The sequence below is a fragment of the Paracoccus sp. (in: a-proteobacteria) genome (assembly GCF_047973135.1).
In the GTDB taxonomy this organism is placed as follows: Bacteria; Pseudomonadota; Alphaproteobacteria; order Rhodobacterales; family Rhodobacteraceae; genus Paracoccus.
The window spans coordinates 1-16623 of the sequence record NZ_JBKEBL010000185.1 but is presented as its reverse complement, the minus strand read 5'-3'; the positions used below and the strand labels follow the sequence as shown (position 1 = coordinate 16623).

Sequence of the window (16623 nt, the reverse complement as noted above, 5' to 3'; positions counted from 1 at the left end):
GGTCGCCGTGGCCCGCCTCGACATGGCGGTCGACCGCGTTCCAGCAGCCGTTCACCAGCCCGTCCGAGTACCATTCATAGAGCGGCGCATTCTCGTCCCAAAGGGCCTTGGATGGCGGTCGCACCCAGTCGATGGAGCCAGCAGCCTCCATCCAGAACGCTTCGGGGTCAGAGCGCCAGCGCGCGTAAGTCTCAGAGTAACCCATTCCGCGACTCCTCCATGTTTGACATTTTCGTAACGCTTGCGACATGCGGTGCGCAAGAGTTGCAAAGACTGACCGGGGGTAACAGGGGCCCTCAGCCGTACTGGGCCACCGGGGTTCCGGCGAGGGCGCTGATGTTCAGCAGGCCGCGCGCGGTGATCGAGGGGGTCACGATATGCGCGCGGTTGCCCATGCCCATCAGGATCGGCCCGACCTCCAGCCCGCCAGCCTTGATTTTCAGCGCATTGCGCGTGGCCGAGGCCGCGTCGCTGCTGGAAAAGATCAGCACATTGGCCGCGCCTTCCAGCCGCGCGCCCGGCAGCAGCCTTTCGCGCAGCAGCGGATCCAGCGCGGAATCGACCTGCATTTCGCCGTCGAACTGGAAATCGACCTCGCGTCCCTCAAGGATTTCCATCGCCTCGCGCATGCGGCGGCTGGAGGGCGTGTCGAGATTGCCGAATTGCGAATGGCTGCACAGCGCGATGCGCGGTACGATCCCGAAGCGGCGGACATGGCGCGCGGCACCGATGACCGTTTCGGCGATCTCGGGCGCGGTCGGATCGTGATTGACCTGCGTGTCGGCGACGAAGATCGGCCCGTCCTCAAGGATGATCATCGACAGCGCGCCGACCGGACGCAGACCGCCGCGTGCCAGCACCTGACGAACATAGTTCAGATGCCATGAATATTGTCCGAACGTCCCGCAGATCAGGCTGTCGGCCTCGCCCCGGTGGACCATGACCGCGCCGATGGCGGTGGTATTGGTGCGCATGATCGCCCGCGCGATGTCGGGGCTGACCCCGCGCCGCGCCATCAGTTGATGATATGTTTCCCAATAGTCGCGATAGCGCGGATCGTTTTCCGGGTTCACGATCTGGAAATCCTTCTCGGGCCGGATTTGCAGCCCCGCCCGCTCGGCCCGCGTGGCGATCACGTCGGGGCGACCGATCAGGATGGGAACGTCGGTGGTTTCCTCAAGCATGGCATTGGCGGCGCGCAGGACGCGTTCATCCTCGCCCTCGGCAAAGACGATGCCGCGTTCCGCCGTCGCCGCGGCCTCAAAGACCGGTCGCATGATCAAAGCCGATTTGAAGACCGAGCCGTCAAGCTTGCGTTTGTAGGCCTCGATATCGTCGATCGGCCGCATCGCGACGCCGGTTGCCATCGCGGCACGGGCTACCGCCGAGGACACGACGCCGATCAGCCGGGGATCGAACGGTTTCGGGATCAGATAATCCGGGCCAAAGGTCAGCGTCTCGCCGCGATAGGCGGCTGCGGCCTCGGCTGCGGTGGTGGCGCGGGCAAGGGCGGCAATGCCCTCGACACAGGCGACCTCCATTTCGCTGTTGATCGTCGTGGCCCCGACATCCAGCGCCCCTCGAAAGATAAAAGGAAAGCACAGGACGTTATTGACCTGATTGGGAAAATCGCTGCGGCCCGTGGCGATGATCGCGTTCGGCGCAACGCTGCGCACCTCGTCGGGCAGGATTTCGGGGGTCGGGTTGGCCAGGGCAAAGACGATGGGCGGATCGGCCATTTTTCCGACCATTTCGGGCTTCAGCACACCGGGGCCGGACAGGCCAAGGAACAGATCCGCCCCCTCGATCACCTGATCCAGCGTCCGCAGTTCGCTGGCCTGCGCATAGGCGGCCTTTTGCGGGGTCATTTCCTCGGTCCGACCCGCATAGACCAGCCCCTTGATGTCGCACAGCCAGACGTTTTCGCGTTTCACGCCCAGTTTCAGCAGCATATCCAGGCAGGCGATCCCCGCCGCGCCGCCTCCGGTCGAGACGACCTTGATCTGGTCAAAACTTTTGCCAACCACGCGCAGCGCATTGGTCGCCGCTGCGCCGACAACGATGGCAGTGCCGTGCTGATCGTCGTGGAACACCGGGATGTTCATCCGCTCACGGCAGATTTTTTCGACTATAAAACAATCGGGTGCCTTGATATCTTCAAGGTTTATCGCACCGAATGTCGGTTCCAGCGAACAGACGATTTCTGCCAGCTTTTCGGGGTCAGGTTCGTTCACCTCAAGATCGAAACAGTCGATATTGGCGAATTTCTTGAACAGGACCGCCTTGCCCTCCATCACCGGCTTGGACGCGGCCGCGCCGATATTGCCAAGGCCCAGAACCGCTGTTCCGTTCGACACGACGGCGACCAGATTCCCACGCGAGGTATATCGGCTGGCCGTCGCCGGATCGGCCTTGATTTCCAGACAGGCTTCGGCCACTCCGGGCGAATAGGCGCGCGACAGGTCACGGCCATTGGCCAGGGGTTTGGTGGCGCGCACCTCAAGCTTTCCGGGCTTTGGAAATTCGTGATAATCCAAAGCCGCCTGCCGCGGCGATTCCTGCCTGCGTTCGTCCATGACCTGTACCTCTCCGTTACCCGATTGATTGACCGTTAAACCATATCGGCGGCGGGGAACAACAGGGTTCGGCTTGCTTTGCAGCAGCTCAGGGCCCAAATTGTGGCAAGGCAGAGGAAAGGCGGAACGATGTCGCTGTTGGATGCTGCGCGCGAAGTGCGCGAATTGGCCTATGTCCCCTATTCGCATTTCAAGGTGGGGGCCGCCGTGCGCGGGGCCTCGGGGGCGATCTATCGGGGCTGCAACGTAGAGAATGTGGCCTATCCCGAAGGAACCTGCGCCGAGGCCGGGGCGATTGCCGCCATGGTCGCAGCGGGCGAGACCGAGCTGATCGAGGTCGCCATCATCGCCGACGCGCCCGCGCCATGTCCGCCCTGCGGCGGTTGCCGACAGAAGCTGGCCGAATTTGGCAAGGCCGACACGCCGGTCCTGCTGGCCACAGTCGAGGGCGAGACACTGGCCACGACGATTGGCGAATTGCTGCCCGGCCGGTTCGACGTCGCCCATATGAGCCACGCGAAATGACCGCCGATCCGCGACCGGTGATTGCTGCGATCCGTGACGGGCGGGGGCTGGACGGCCCCGGCGCCGCGCTGATCGCAAAGGGGCTGGCCGACGGCTCGGTCAGCGATGCGCAGGCGGCGGCATTCGCGATGGCCGTGCTGACGCGCGGCGCGGGTGAGGGGGGGCGGGTCGCGCTGACGCGGGCGATGCGCGATTCGGGCGAGGTGCTGCGATGGGATCTGCCGGGGCCGGTGGTGGACAAGCATTCCACTGGCGGAATCGGCGATACGGTCAGCCTGATCCTTGCGCCACTGCTGGCCGCGCGGGGGGTGTTCGTGCCAATGATTTCCGGGCGGGGGCTGGGTCACACCGGTGGCACGCTGGACAAGCTTGAGGCGATACCGGGTTATATGTGCGACCAGCCCGGCGAGCGGTTCCGTGACATCGTGCGCGACACGGGCTGCGCGATTGTAGCCGCGACCGGGGATTTCGCCCCTGCCGATCGCCGCCTTTACGCCATTCGCGACGAATCGGCGACGGTGGAATCGGTCGATCTGATTACCGCCTCGATCCTGTCCAAGAAGCTGGCGGCGGGGCTTGAAGGGCTGGTGCTGGACGTCAAGGCCGGGTCGGGTGCGTTCCTGAAGGGTGTGGATGCGGCGATGGAACTGGCGCGCGCGTTGGTGCAGACGGCGAACGGGGCGGGCTGCCGGACCTCGGCGCTGATCACCGACATGGACCAGCCGCTGGCCCGCAGCGCCGGAAACGCGCTTGAAGTGGCCGAGGCGATCCGCGTCCTGCGGGGCGAGGCGGGCGCGTTGCGCGACCTGACGCTGGATCTGTCGGCGGAATGCCTGCGTCTGGCGGGGCAGGATGCGGCGGGGCTGGCCGATGCGCTGGACAGCGGGGCTGCGGCAGAAATCTTTGCCCGTATGGTTGCCGCACAGGGCGGGCCGCGCGATCTGCTGGACCGGCCGCAGGATCATCTGGCCACCGCTCCGGTCATTCGCCCCGTGCCCGCGCCCGCCGGTGCCGTCGCCGCAATCGATGTCACCGCTCTGGGTCATGCCGTGGTCGCCCTGGGCGGGGGCAGGGTGCGCGCGGGCGAAAGGATCGATCATCGTGTGGGGCTTGACCGCATGGCCCGGCTGGGCGAAACGGTTGGTCCGGATGCGCCTTTGGCGATGGTTCACGCCGCCGACACCAGTGCCGCCGAAAGCGCCATTGCCGCCGTTCAGGCGGCTTACACGATCGGCGAGGCCGCGACGCCCGGCCCGCTTGTCCGCCACAGGATCACCATGAATGACTGACCAACGCCGCGCCTTCCTGATCGTCATGGACAGTGTGGGGATCGGTGGCGCGCCGGATGCCGACGGCTTTTTCAACGATGGCAGGCCCGATACCGGCGCAAATACCGTGGGCCATATCGCGCAGGCGCAGCGCTTGCGCATCCCGCATCTGGACGGACTGGGCATGGGGGCGGCGGTTCGGCTGGCCTCGGATCTGGATGCGCCGGGGCTGGGGACGGAACCGCGCGGCCTGTGGGGTGCCGCAACCGAGCTGTCGCGCGGCAAGGACACGCCATCGGGGCATTGGGAAATCGCCGGGGTGCCGGTGCCCTGGGACTGGCATTATTTTCCCGACACGCAGCCCGCCTTTCCGCCCGAGGTGACGGCGCGGATCTGCGAACTGGCGGGCACGGATGGCATTCTGGCCAATTGCCACGCCTCGGGCACCGAAGTGATCGAGGATTACGGCGCCGAACATCTGCGCACGGGCTGGCCGATCTGCTATACCTCGGTGGACAGCGTCTTGCAGATTGCCGCGCATGAACAGGTCTTCGGGCTGGAACGGCTGCTGGCGCTGTGTGAGGGGCTGGCCCCGATGCTGCATGCGATGAAGGTCGGGCGGGCCATTGCGCGGCCCTTTCTGGGCGACGGGCCGGGGCGTTTCACGCGCACGCCCAACCGCCGAGACTTCGCCATCGCCCCGCCCGCCGACACGATTCTGGACATCGCCGCCGGGGCCGGGCGCGTCACCCATGCCATCGGCAAGATCGGCGATATTTTCAGCCATCGCGGCATTGCGCATCTGCACAAGGGAAAATCCGACGCTGATCTGGCCGGGCATCTGATCCGGTTGGGCCACGAGGCCGCGCCAGGCAGCCTGACCTTCGCCAATTTCGTCGAATTCGATTCGAATTTTGGCCATCGCCGCGACATTCCCGGTTACGCCGCGCAACTGGAATGGTTCGACGGCATCGCGGGCAGGCTGATCGCGGCGTTGCGTCCCGGCGATCTGGCGATCTTTACCGCCGATCACGGCAACGATCCGTCCTGGCACGGCACCGATCACACGCGCGAACGCATCCCGGTTCTGGGGCATGGGGTCGGCGCGCGCGCGGTGGGGCTGGTCGGCTTCAGCGACATCGGGGCTTCGGTCATGGCGCATCTGGGCCTGCCCGCCCCCGGACATGGAAAGTCGTTCCTGTGAAGAAAATCGAACTGCACCTGCATCTTGAAGGCGCGGCACCGCCTGCCTTCATCCGTGGCCTTGCTCTGGAAAAGGGCCTTGATCCCGGCCGCATTTTCGACGCGCACGGCAACTATGCCTATTCCGGCTTTGCCGATTTCCTGCGTGTCTACGAAGCCGCAACCGGCACCCTGACCACCCCTCAGGATTATGCGCGGCTCTTGGCCGAAGTCCTGGAACGCAGCGCAGAAAACGGTGTGATCTATACCGAATTATTCGTCTCGCCCGAATTTTGCGGCGGCGGAGACCTGTCCGCGTGGCGCGACTATCTTGCCGCCATGACCGAGGTTGCCGACCGCATGCGTGCACAGGGCATCGACAGCCGCGGCATCGTTACCTGCATCCGCCATTTCGGCCCCGAGCGCGCCCGCCGCAGCGCCATCTGCGCGGCTGAAACCTCGGGCGGCTGGATCACCGGGTTCGGCATGGGCGGGGCCGAGGATGTCGGCCAAGCGACCGATTTCGGCTGGAGTTTCGACTGCGCCCGCGAGGCCGGTCTGGGCCTGACCTGCCATGCAGGAGAATGGGGCGGGTTCGACAGCATCCGGCAGGCGCTGGATCTGGGTGTCAGCCGCATCGGCCACGGCGTCCGCGCCATCGAGAACCCGGAACTGGTCTGCGATCTGGCCCGGCGCGGCATCGTGCTTGAGGTCTGCCCCGGCTCGAACATTGCACTTGGGCTATGGCGCGACTGGCAGGCCCATCCCATCGCGACCCTGGTGGATGCGGGGGTGAAAGTCACCGTTTCGACCGACGATCCCCCGTTTTTTCACACCACGATGCAACACGAATACGACCGACTTGCGGATGCCTTCGGCTGGGGCGATACCGAGTTCGCGCAGATCAATCTATGGGCCGCCGAAGCTGCATTCTGCGATGCGGCGACCCGCGACCGGCTGAGAAAGGAATTTTCGTGACCCAACAGCACCTGACCGTCATCGATCACCCGCTGGTGCAGCACAAGCTGACGATCATGCGTAAGAAGGACGTATCCACCGCCGGTTTCCGCCGCCTCCTGCGCGAGATCAGCCTGCTTCTGGCCTATGAAGTCACGCGCGAGCTGGAGCTGACCACGACGCGAATCGATACCCCGATCTGCCCGATGGACGCCCCCACGCTTGAGGGACAAAAGCTGGCGCTGATCTCGATCCTGAGGGCGGGGAACGGGCTGCTGGACGGAATTCTGGAACTGATTCCCTCGGCGCGGGTGGGGTTTGTCGGGCTGTATCGCGACCCCGTCACGCTGCAACCGGTCGAATATTACTGCAAGGTGCCGAATCTTCTGGACCAGCGGATGACCATCGTTGTCGATCCGATGCTGGCGACCGGCAATTCCTCGGTTGCGGCGATTGACAAGCTTAAGGAACATGGCGCCAGAAACCTGCGTTTCCTGTGCCTTCTCGCCGCGCCCGAAGGGGTAGAGCGGATGCGGCACGCCCATCCCGACGTGCCGGTCTTTACTGCCGCGCTGGACGAAAAGCTGAACGACCACGGCTATATCGTGCCGGGTCTGGGCGATGCCGGGGACCGGATGTTCGGCACGAAATAGGCGCGCCTTAACCCGGCGTTCAGAAAATCCCGCTAAGGATTGGCCCGAACGGTCAAATCGCGGGGTGGCTTATGCGGGTATTCTGGGCCTTGGGCTGGTATGTGGTGCTGGTGGCGACCGCATGGGCAAAGCCCGTGCCGCCGCCGCCCGAGGGGTTCGGCGGGGCGCAATATGTCGATGACACAGGCTGCGTCTTTGTCTTGCAGCATGATACATGGGTCCGCCGCCGGGATGGCGCGGGCCAGCCGGTTTGCGGCTTTCCACCCAGTATGTCGTCACGGCGGCAGGATCCCGACACGGTGTCGGTCCTGACCCAACCCGAACAGCCCGAAATCGCCGGGGCCGAGGAATTGCTGGCCCGGAAACTTGCCACTGGTCTGCGACAGGGCGAATTTGCCGCCGATCAGCGTCCGGCGGAGACCCGGCGCGAGGTGCCGCCGCACAACATGCCCAATCCCCTTCAGGGCAGGCTGGGGCAGATGGCCGAATATCAGGCCAGGGTCCAACAGGCTGTTGCGGCGGCCGGAAATTCGACCTCGGGGCTTTGCGCGCAACTGGGCTATCGTCCCGATGTCAGCCCGGAACCGATTCTGGGCGCGGATGTGACCCAGGGCCTGTGCCCCGGCATGCGCGCGCCCACGCCCGAGGAACGTGTTCTGGCCGGTCAGCGGACCAGGGCCGGGATGCCGCCATCCGCACCGGCAGAGGCCGCGCACCCCGTCGCTGCGCAACCGCCGATGGCCCGGCAGCAAGCCGCCGCGCCGCGCCCGCCGGCCATGGCGAGCGCGCGGCGCGCAACAAAGCGACCGGCCGCCGCCGGGGCTGTCGAAATGATCCCGGCCTCGGCCCGTTATGTTCAGGTCGGTATTTATGCCGAAGACCAGAACGCATCGGGAACCATCCGGCGGCTGTCGGGGTTGGGTTACAAGACGGCGCAAAGTTTCCAGCGGCGGGACAACCGGGCCGTTCGCCTGATACTGGCGGGGCCGTTCACAGACAGGCAGGCACTGGTTGCAGCGTTGAACCGGTTGCGGGCGCATGGCTATCCGCATGCAATTGCCCGCTAAGATGATTCGCCATGCCCGCGAGGCGGGCGTGGCAGGTGCAAGGTTGCCGGTTCAGGCGTCCTTGGCGGCGTCCAGATCGGTCACGATGGCCTTGTTCGTGCGGTCTTTTCGGCGGTCGTCGCCGAACAGTTGTTCAAGCGCGTCCTGCACTTCGGCTTCGCGAATCCGGTCGGCGATGGTCTGCGGTTTGGGCATTTGAGGCGTCTTCTGTCGGGGCGGATTTATGAGTACATATGCTCAATTATGAACAAACTGTAACGAAATCCAGCGCCATGTTCCGACCTATGCTGCCACTGCATTGCTGCATTGCGGCAAGCGCCTTATCCGACCTGCACCATCCTGTGTTTTTTCTTGCCGACCGAGACTTTCAGCCCGCCACCAACTAACGCAGCGTCAACCTTTAGCAGCGGATCCGTGACCGGCTGATTGTTCAGCCGCAACCCGCCTTCGGCGATCAGCCGCTTGGCCTCTTTGCCGCTGGCGGTGATTCCCGTCTGGACCAGCATCTGCACCACATTGATGCCATTCGACAGCACATCGGCAGGCAGGACAGCCACCTCAAGATCGCCCCCGGCACCGCCCTGCTCGAACACCTCGCGCGCGGTCGCTTCGGCGCTGGCGGCGGCATCGGCACCATGCAGAAGGGTCGTCACCTCATTGGCCAGCCGGATCTTGGCCTCGTTGATCCCGGACCCTTGCAAGGCGGCCAGCCGGTCACATTCAGCGACCGGCAATTCGGTGTACAGCTTCAGGAACCGCCCCACATCGGCATCGGTGGTGTTGCGCCAGAACTGCCAGAAATCATAGGGGCTGAGCATGTCGCCATTCAGCCAGATCGCACCGCCCTGCGACTTGCCCATCTTGCGCCCGTCGCTGGTGGTCAGCAGCGGCGAAGTCAGCCCCCAGATCACCCTGTCATCCACCCTGCGGGTCAGGTCGATGCCGTTGACGATATTGCCCCATTGATCGCTGCCGCCCATCTGCAACTGACAGCCGTGGCGGCGGTTCAGTTCAAGGAAGTCATAGGCTTGCAGGATCATGTAATTGAATTCCAGAAAGGACAGCGATTGTTCGCGGTCCAGCCTGGATTTCACCGATTCAAAGGACAGCATGCGGTTGACGCTGAAATGCCGTCCGATGTCGCGCAGAAATTCCAGATAATTCAGATCGTCCAGCCATTCGGCATTGTCCAGCATCATCGCGCCGTCGGGCCGGTAATCCAGATAGCGCGCAAAGACCCTTTGCATGCCGTCGATATTCGCCTGAATTGCCGCAGCGTCCAGCAGTGGCCTTTCATCCGAACGGAACGAGGGGTCGCCCACCTTGGTCGTGCCGCCGCCCATCAACGTGATGGGGCGGTTGCCGGTTTTCTGGAACCAGCGCAGCATCATGATGTTCAGCAGATGCCCGACATGCAGGCTGGCAGCGGTCGCGTCATAGCCGATATAGGCCGTCACCGGCCCGGCCAGCAGCGCCTTGTCAAGCCCATCGTAATCCGTGCAATCGGCGACATAGCCGCGTTCGATCATCACGCGCAGGAAATCGGATTTCGGCTGGTGAGTCATGGCTTTTTCCTTCTGATCGGGGCGGATATACCGGCTGTGGCAGCAAAGGAAAAGCATGATGATCCGGGCTTTGGGGATGATGTCGGGAACCTCGATGGACGGGGTCGATGCGGCGATGATCGAGACGGACGGCATCCGGATTGGCGGCTTTGGCCGCAGCGACTTTCGCGCCACGTCGGACAATGAAGCCGCCGTGCTGCATGATGCGCTTGGCCGTTGGCCGGATGAACCCGGCGTGACAGGCGCGGCAGAGATTGCCGTCGCCAGCCATGCTGCGCTGGCCGCAAATTTCCCCGAGGCCGGGCTGATCGGATTTCACGGGCAGACCCTCGCGCATGATCCGCGTGGCCGGGGTACGCATCAGGCCGGAGACGGCGCGGAACTGGCGCGACGGACCGGGCGGCCCGTCGTCTGGGATTTCCGTTCAGAAGATGTGCGGCAGGGCGGCGAGGGCGCGCCGCTGGTGCCGTTCTTTCACTGGGCCTGCGCGGAATGGGCGGTGGGGCAGGGCCGGCTGCCCGCCGCGCCGGTTGCCTTTCTGAACCTTGGCGGCGTGGGCAATATCACCTGGGTCGATCCCGCTGCGCCCGCGCCCGAGGCTTCGGGTGCCTGTCTGGCCTTTGACACCGGCCCCGCCAATGCACCCATCAACGATCTGATGCGGGCGCGGCTGCGCAAACCATATGATGCCGGGGGGGCGCTGGCCGCGCGGGGGCAGGTGGATGACGCGATCATCGCAGCCTTCCTGAGCCATCCCTTTTTCGACCGCCAGCCGCCGAAATCGCTGGACCGCGACCAGTTCGCGGGGCTTGTGGCAGCCGTGCAGCCGCTGGCCGACGCCGATGCCGCCGCAACGCTGGTGGCTGCGGTGGCAGGGTCGGTCGCGGCGGGGATGCGCTGGCTTCCCTCGCCCCCGAAGGCGCTGCTGGTCTGCGGTGGCGGGCGTCGCAATCCGCAGATCATGGCCTCATTGCAAGGGGTTGTGCAGGCCGAGGTGCAACCGGTCGAGGCCGTGGGACTGGATGGCGATATGCTTGAGGCGCAGGCATTCGGCTGGCTGGCGGTGCGGGTGCAGAGGGGCCTGCCGACTTCGGGGCCGATGACGACGGGGGTGCCTGCGCCGGTCTGCGGCGGACGGATCAGTCATCCGCGTCAGTCATCCGCGCGCGGTTGGCAAGGATGAGGCGAAAATTCTGCCGCACTCTCTTGACGGGGGCGCATGAGCTGCGTAAACCCCGCTCACCCCGGCGGGCGATCGGCCGGGGAAGGTGAGTGTGCGGTTGTAGCTCAGTTGGTTAGAGTACCGGCCTGTCACGCCGGGGGTCGCGGGTTCGAGCCCCGTCAACCGCGCCACTTGCCCCTTTCGCCCCGATATATGCGCGGTTGTAGCTCAGTTGGTTAGAGTACCGGCCTGTCACGCCGGGGGTCGCGGGTTCGAGCCCCGTCAACCGCGCCATTATCCCCGTTCCTGCTCGTTGCTGTCCCTGCGCCCGGCTGCCATGCATGGTTGCCCCGGTGGTGACGTGGTCGATTGCGTCCCGCGATAGCCGGGGGAGTTCGCTCCCCCCGGACCCCCTGCGCGGGCACCTGGCCTGTCGGGCCTTGCGAAAGGTCGTGATCGGGACTCCTTTTTTCCGGCCCGATTGGGTATGGAGGGGCCCGGCCTGCATGAGAAAGCGGCGGATCGGGCGGTTCAACCGGGGCAGAGGGCGGTAAAGGATGAAGGATATGGATGACGCAGAGGCGCTGATCGCGAAAATGGGTCAGGCGGCACGGGCGGCGGCAGTAGATCTGGCCGTGGCCTCGGCCGAGCGCAAGCATGCCGCGCTGATCGGTGCGGCCGAAGCGATCCGTACCCGCGCGCCACAGATCCTTGACGCCAATGCCCGCGACCTGGAATTCGGACGCGGAAAGGGCCTCACCGATGCGATGATGGACCGGCTGCGGCTGGATGCAGACCGGCTGCGCGGGATCGGGGATGGCTTGCGCACCGTCGCCGAACAGCGCGATCCGGTGGGCGAGGTGGTCAGCGAATGGGACCGGCCCACGGGGCTGCATATCCAGCGGGTGCGCACCCCCATTGGTGTGATCGGGGTGATTTATGAAAGCCGCCCGAATGTGACGGCAGATGCCGGCGCGCTGGCGCTGAAATCCGGGAATGCGGTGATTTTGCGGGGCGGCTCGGAAAGTTTGCACTCCAGCGCCGCCATCCATGGCTGCATGGTGCAGGGCCTGCGCCAGGCCGGATTGCCCGAGGCCGCGATCCAGCTTGTGCCGACGCGTGATCGGGCGGCGGTCAGCGCGATGTTGCGGGCGCAGGGGCTGATCGACGTGATCATTCCGCGCGGTGGCAAGGGGCTGGTCGGGCTGGTCCAGCGCGAGGCGCGGGTGCCGGTCTTTGCCCATCTGGAGGGCATCTGCCACATCTATGCGGATCGCGACGCCGATCCGGTCAAGGCGCGGGCCGTGGTGCTGAACGCCAAGACCCGGCGCACCGGGATATGTGGTGCCGCCGAGTGCCTGCTGATCGACCGCGCCGCCGATCCGGCGCTGCGCGCCGCGCTGATCGCCGATCTGGTCGCCGCCGGGGTCGAGGTCCGGGCCGAGGGCGATCTGGCCGGTCTGCCCGGCGTGGTTCCGGCACAACCCGAAGATTTCGGGCACGAATTTCTGGACATGATCATTGCCGCCTGTCTGGTGGACGGTGTGGACGGTGCCATCGCCCATATCCGCCGTTTTGGCAGCCAGCACACTGAATCGATCCTGACCGAAAATGACAGCACCGCCGCGCGGTTCTTTGCCGGGCTGGACAGCGCAATCCTGATGCGCAACGCCTCGACCCAGTTTGCCGATGGCGGCGAATTCGGCATGGGCGCCGAGATCGGCATCGCCACCGGCAAGATGCATGCGCGCGGGCCGGTCGGGGCCGAGCAACTGACCAGCTTCAAATATCTGGTGACGGGAAACGGCACGATCCGCGCCTGAATGGCCCGCGCCCGAAGGGCCGGGCCGCAGCGGAATGTTGCGCCCGTCCCCGCCATCCGCAGACCAATGCGCGCGCCGAAGGCGCGCCTCCGGCCGGGCGGCAGCGCGCGGAACGGGCTTTGCCTGGTCCGCACCCCCTTTCCGCCTCGCCACGCCTGCCAGGTCAGGTGCGCGGGACGACCCCTGCGCCTGCCTTGCCGCGATCAGAAGGTGATTTCGGCGCCGTTATCATCCAGTTCCCAGTGCAGGCTGCGGCCCGATTCTGCCGCCGCCTCGGCCAGCAGGGCGAATTGCACCTCGCCGGGGGCGGGGGTGCGGCAAGGGGCCCTTCCGTCCAGCCATGACCACAGCGAGGGATCGGCCCGTGTCCGGTCGCTTTCGCCGACCAGCCGCCAGCCCGGCGCGTCATGCAGCACGATCACGCGCCCGCCCCAGGGCATGGCCGTGTCCATGCACATCAGCGCCAGAATCAGCATGCGAATCTCGGCTCGGGCGAAATCGCCCCCGGCATCCAGTTCGATGGCAAGCCGGCCCTGTCCGGACAGCGCGGCGACCAGCCGCAGCAATTCGGGCCTGCCGATCCGCTGGTCCGCCGAAGGCAGGCCAAAGGCCATGCGGAACACCTGAATGCGGTTTCGGGCGGCACCCACCGACTCGGATATCAGTCGCAATTCGGGGCTTTGCCCCGCCCCCGCCAGCCCACCGGACATTTCCAGCAGTTCAACGCCATTTCCGATGGCGCCCAGCGGAGACACAAGGTCGTGACAAAGCCGCGATCCGACCAGCGCGGCCAGCTCTGCGGGTGCAATACGCGTTGTCTCGGCAGTCATGCTTGCATACCTTCAGTTTGTGACAAAAGGGGACAATCGCGTGAATGAAATGCTTGAGCCCGGCATGATCGTCCGTCACCCCGGCGCGCCCGAATGGGGCGAGGGCCAGGTCCAGTCCCGAATCGGAGACCGAATCACGGTCAATTTCACCGAGGCGGGCAAGCAAGTGATTGATGGCAGGCGGGTCGTTCTTGAAATAGCAGGAAAAAGTGAAAGGTAGTGTCCCATGAGGTTGAAATTTACACGTTATGGTGGTATTGTACAGCCAATACTTTCTCTGAAATTGTTTTGATTTTACGCATCTTGTTGCCAAGGCGGGTCCGACTGCCTAGACAGTCAGGCCTGTGCATCCCAGTGACCCCGACCTGATGAAATCCGACCCCTCTTATTTCGATATCCGCATCGCGACCAGCGAACGGGATCTTCTGGCTGCGCAACGGCTGCGCTATCACGTCTTTGTTGAGGAACTGGGGGGTGATGGCGCACTGGTCGATCATGACCGGCGGCTTGAACGCGACGAATTCGATCCGGTGGTCGATCACCTTTGCCTGATCGACAAGCGCCGCCCCCATGACGATTTAAGCCACGTGGTCGGGGTCTATCGCCTGTTGCCGGGCCAGCGGGCCAAGGAATTCGGGCGTTTCTACTGTGATGGCGAATATGACCTGACGCGGTTGCGGGAATCGGGGCGGTCGCTGCTGGAGCTGGGGCGATCCTGCGTCGATCCCGCGTATCGCGGCGGTTCCGGGATGTTTCTGCTGTGGAACGCGCTGGCCGATTACGTGCTGGAACTGGAGATCGAGGTTCTGTTCGGCGTGGCCAGTTTCCACGGCACCGACATAGATGCGCTTGCGCCCTCGTTAAGTTGGCTGCATCATCATCATCTGGCACCCTCGGCCCTGCGTCCCGTGGCGCGGGCCGAGGGGTTTCAGCGGATGGATCTGATCCCCGCCGACCGGTTGGACCGGCGCGAGGCGATGACCGCAATGCCGGCGCTGATCAAGGCCTATCTGCGGCTTGGAGGCCTGGTGGGCGAGGGGGCCTTTATCGACCGCTCCTTCAATACGACAGATGTGTTTCTGGGCATGGATACCAAGGCGATGTCTGAAAAACATCTCAAATTCTATGAGAACCGGCGGGGACAATGATTCCCGTGCGGGAAAACGGTGATGCGGGCAGACATGCGGCCGAGTGGGACAGAACCATCGCGCCCGAATTGCCGCGCCCCGACGGCATTGGCGGTTGGTGGCGGGTGCTGCGGCGCGGGGTACCGGCCGTGGCGGTGCTGCTGGTCGGGGTGATCCTGATCCTGCCGTTGCGGGGGCTGGAATGGGCGGTCTGGCGCAGCCGCCGCCCCGTGACCGGCCCTTATGTGCAGGGCATCTGCCGCCTTGTGCTGATCTGCATGGGCCTGCGCTGGCAGCGCGAGGGGATGCCGATGCGCGGCCCCGGCGCGGTCGTCGCGAATCATTCAAGCTGGCTGGATATCCTGACGATGAACGCCGCCATGCCGATCTTTTTCGTCAGCAAATCCGAGGTTCGCCGCTGGCCCGGCATCAATATCCTGACTGCCGTGACCAACACCCATTTCGTGATCCGCGATCCGAAACTGGCCCGCGCGCAGGCGCTGGAACTGTCGGCGCGGGTGCGGGCGGGACACCGGCTGCTGTTCTTTCCCGAAGGCACATCGACGGACGGTCTGCGCGTGCTGCCCTTCAAGCCGACGCTGTTTCAGGGCTTTCTGGATCCCGACCTGCCGCCCGATCTGGCCATTCAGCCGCTAAGCGCGGTCTATCATGCGCCCGATGGTGCCGATCCGCGCTTTTACGGCTGGTGGGGCGACATGGCCCTGGCCAATCACATTCTGACAGTGCTTTCCGCACGGCGACAGGGATCGGTGGCGATCCGGCTTGGCCCTCCGGTAACGGTGGCGGGCCACAACCGCAAGTCGCTGTCCGCCGAGGTCGAGGCGCGGGTGCGCGAAGGTTTTCGGTAATCGCGCGATCCGGTGTATGATGATCCCGGCTTGCACAGCCGACCTGACCACAATATCCGGTGGGGCTCTGCGCCCAACCCACCAAGGAACGTCTGATGACCCGCTTTGCCGCCCCCATCGCCGAACAAATCTGGGACATGAAATACCGGATGAAAGACGCTGCGGGGCAGCCCATCGACACCTCGGTCGAGGATAGCTGGCACCGCGTCGCCCGCGATCTGGCCGCAGTCGAGGCGGACCCGGCGGCATGGGAAAGCAGGTTCTATGCCGCGCTGGAGGATTTCAAATTCCTGCCCGCAGGCCGGATTCTGGCGGGCGCAGGCACAGGACGGGCGGTCACGCTGTTCAACTGCTTTGTCATGGGCACGATTCCCGACAGCATGGGCGGTATCTTCGAGATGCTGAAAGAGGCCGCGCTGACCATGCAACAGGGCGGCGGCATCGGCTATGATTTCAGTACCATCCGCCCGCGCGGCGCGGCGGTGCATGGGGTGGCGGCGGATGCCTCGGGGCCGCTGTCCTTCATGGATGTCTGGGACGCGATGTGCCGCACGATCATGTCGGCGGGCAGCCGCCGCGGCGCGATGATGGCCACGATGCGCTGTGATCACCCCGATATAGAACAGTTCATTCAGGCGAAACAGGACAGCGCCCGGCTGCGCATGTTCAACCTGTCGGTGTTGATCACCGACGATTTCATGCAGGCCGTCCGGGCCGATGCCCCGTGGGAGCTGACCTTCGGCGGCAAGGTCTATCACACGGTACAGGCGCGCGACCTGTGGAACCGGATCATGCGCGCGACCTATGACTATGCCGAGCCGGGGGTGATCTTCATCGACCGGATCAATGCGGCCAACAACCTGAACTATGCCGAAACCATCGCCGCGACCAATCCTTGCGGCGAACAGCCCCTGCCGCCCTATGGCGCCTGCCTGCTGGGTTCGGTCAATCTGGCGCGGCTGGTCAGGAATCCCTTCTCGGACGAGGCGGAACTGGACGCCGCCGCGCTGGATGAGCTG

The 16623-nt window shown here is 64.9% G+C and carries 17 protein-coding genes and 2 tRNA genes; 14 read left to right on the top strand and 5 right to left on the bottom strand.

Translation table 11 applies throughout. The features are described from left to right. Together ACK5L9_RS14400 and ACK5L9_RS14395 are read right to left on the bottom strand one after the other, a co-directional pair. Nucleotides 1-205: acetyl-coenzyme A synthetase N-terminal domain-containing protein (locus ACK5L9_RS14400; protein WP_416912160.1), on the bottom strand; the 205-nt coding region annotated here is incomplete at its 3' end. A gap of 91 nt (nt 206-296) precedes the next feature. Beyond that, nucleotides 297-2576 carry an NADP-dependent malic enzyme gene (locus ACK5L9_RS14395; protein WP_416912159.1) on the bottom strand — a complete coding sequence of 760 codons (2280 nt, stop codon included), beginning with the start codon at nt 2574-2576 and terminating at the stop codon, nt 297-299. A 102-nt stretch (nt 2577-2678) separates the two neighbouring features. Here ACK5L9_RS14395 and ACK5L9_RS14390 point away from each other — a divergent pair, with 102 nt between their 5' ends. The 6 genes from ACK5L9_RS14390 (at nt 2679) to ACK5L9_RS14365 (ending at nt 8228) form a co-directional block, all read left to right on the top strand. Further along, nucleotides 2679-3101 (top strand): cytidine deaminase, encoded by a 423-nt coding sequence (locus ACK5L9_RS14390; RefSeq protein WP_416912158.1) that lies wholly within the window; start codon nt 2679-2681, stop codon nt 3099-3101. Then, on the top strand, nt 3098-4390 hold the full coding sequence (locus ACK5L9_RS14385; protein ID WP_416912157.1) for a thymidine phosphorylase: 1293 nt from the start codon (nt 3098-3100) through the stop codon (nt 4388-4390). Before ACK5L9_RS14390 ends, ACK5L9_RS14385 begins: the two co-directional genes overlap by 4 nt. After that, nucleotides 4383-5573, top strand: a complete 1191-nt coding sequence (locus ACK5L9_RS14380) for a phosphopentomutase (RefSeq protein ID WP_416912156.1) — start codon at nt 4383-4385, stop codon at nt 5571-5573. The genes ACK5L9_RS14385 and ACK5L9_RS14380 overlap by 8 nt, the downstream gene beginning before the upstream one ends. Then, complete coding sequence (locus tag ACK5L9_RS14375) at nt 5570-6529, top strand: adenosine deaminase (RefSeq protein ID WP_416912155.1); 960 nt, start codon at nt 5570-5572, stop codon at nt 6527-6529. Before ACK5L9_RS14380 ends, ACK5L9_RS14375 begins: the two co-directional genes overlap by 4 nt. Further along, nucleotides 6526-7161: a uracil phosphoribosyltransferase gene (gene upp, locus ACK5L9_RS14370; RefSeq protein ID WP_416912154.1), complete on the top strand. Its 636-nt coding sequence runs from the start codon at nt 6526-6528 to the stop codon at nt 7159-7161. Before ACK5L9_RS14375 ends, upp begins: the two co-directional genes overlap by 4 nt. 71 nt (nt 7162-7232) lie before the next feature. Then, nucleotides 7233-8228, top strand: a complete 996-nt coding sequence (locus ACK5L9_RS14365) for an SPOR domain-containing protein (protein WP_416912153.1) — start codon at nt 7233-7235, stop codon at nt 8226-8228. Between the two features lie 51 nt (nt 8229-8279). Here ACK5L9_RS14365 and ACK5L9_RS14360 read toward each other — a convergent pair whose 3' ends face one another. Beyond that, on the bottom strand, nt 8280-8423 hold the full coding sequence (locus ACK5L9_RS14360) for a hypothetical protein (protein WP_416912152.1): 144 nt from the start codon (nt 8421-8423) through the stop codon (nt 8280-8282). A gap of 125 nt (nt 8424-8548) precedes the next feature. Then, the gene (gene tyrS, locus ACK5L9_RS14355; RefSeq protein ID WP_416912151.1) at nt 8549-9793 is read right to left on the bottom strand and encodes a tyrosine--tRNA ligase; all 1245 of its coding nucleotides are present in this window, start codon (nt 9791-9793) and stop codon (nt 8549-8551) included. A gap of 55 nt (nt 9794-9848) precedes the next feature. On the opposite strand from tyrS, the gene ACK5L9_RS14350 reads away from it, so the two are divergent. The 4 genes from ACK5L9_RS14350 to ACK5L9_RS14335 all read left to right on the top strand — a co-directional run bounded on the left by ACK5L9_RS14350 (nt 9849) and on the right by ACK5L9_RS14335 (nt 12778). Continuing rightward, complete coding sequence (locus ACK5L9_RS14350) at nt 9849-10976, top strand: anhydro-N-acetylmuramic acid kinase (RefSeq protein WP_416912150.1); 1128 nt, start codon at nt 9849-9851, stop codon at nt 10974-10976. Between the two features lie 93 nt (nt 10977-11069). After that, nucleotides 11070-11146: transfer RNA gene (locus ACK5L9_RS14345), tRNA-Asp, on the top strand. 26 nt (nt 11147-11172) lie between these two features. Further along, nucleotides 11173-11249, top strand: a tRNA-Asp gene (locus tag ACK5L9_RS14340). 263 nt (nt 11250-11512) lie between these two features. Further along, nucleotides 11513-12778: a glutamate-5-semialdehyde dehydrogenase gene (locus tag ACK5L9_RS14335; protein ID WP_416912149.1), complete on the top strand. Its 1266-nt coding sequence runs from the start codon at nt 11513-11515 to the stop codon at nt 12776-12778. A gap of 203 nt (nt 12779-12981) precedes the next feature. On the opposite strand, the gene ACK5L9_RS14330 is transcribed toward ACK5L9_RS14335, so the two are convergent. Further along, a complete protein-coding gene (locus ACK5L9_RS14330) occupies nt 12982-13608 on the bottom strand; it encodes a histidine phosphotransferase family protein (protein WP_416912148.1) in 627 nt (208 codons plus the stop codon). A 40-nt stretch (nt 13609-13648) separates the two neighbouring features. Here ACK5L9_RS14330 and ACK5L9_RS14325 point away from each other — a divergent pair, with 40 nt between their 5' ends. The 4 genes from ACK5L9_RS14325 to ACK5L9_RS14310 all read left to right on the top strand — a co-directional run. Then, nucleotides 13649-13828, top strand: coding sequence for a DUF3553 domain-containing protein (locus ACK5L9_RS14325; RefSeq protein WP_416912147.1), 180 nt, complete (start codon nt 13649-13651; stop codon nt 13826-13828). A gap of 148 nt (nt 13829-13976) precedes the next feature. After that, entirely contained in the window at nt 13977-14756 is a 780-nt protein-coding gene (locus tag ACK5L9_RS14320; protein WP_416912146.1) for a GNAT family N-acetyltransferase, read from the top strand. Continuing rightward, nucleotides 14753-15604, top strand: a complete 852-nt coding sequence (locus ACK5L9_RS14315) for a lysophospholipid acyltransferase family protein (RefSeq protein ID WP_416912145.1) — start codon at nt 14753-14755, stop codon at nt 15602-15604. Before ACK5L9_RS14320 ends, ACK5L9_RS14315 begins: the two co-directional genes overlap by 4 nt. A 95-nt stretch (nt 15605-15699) precedes the next feature. Then, nucleotides 15700-16623: ribonucleotide reductase N-terminal alpha domain-containing protein (locus ACK5L9_RS14310; protein WP_416912144.1), on the top strand; the 924-nt coding region annotated here is incomplete at its 3' end.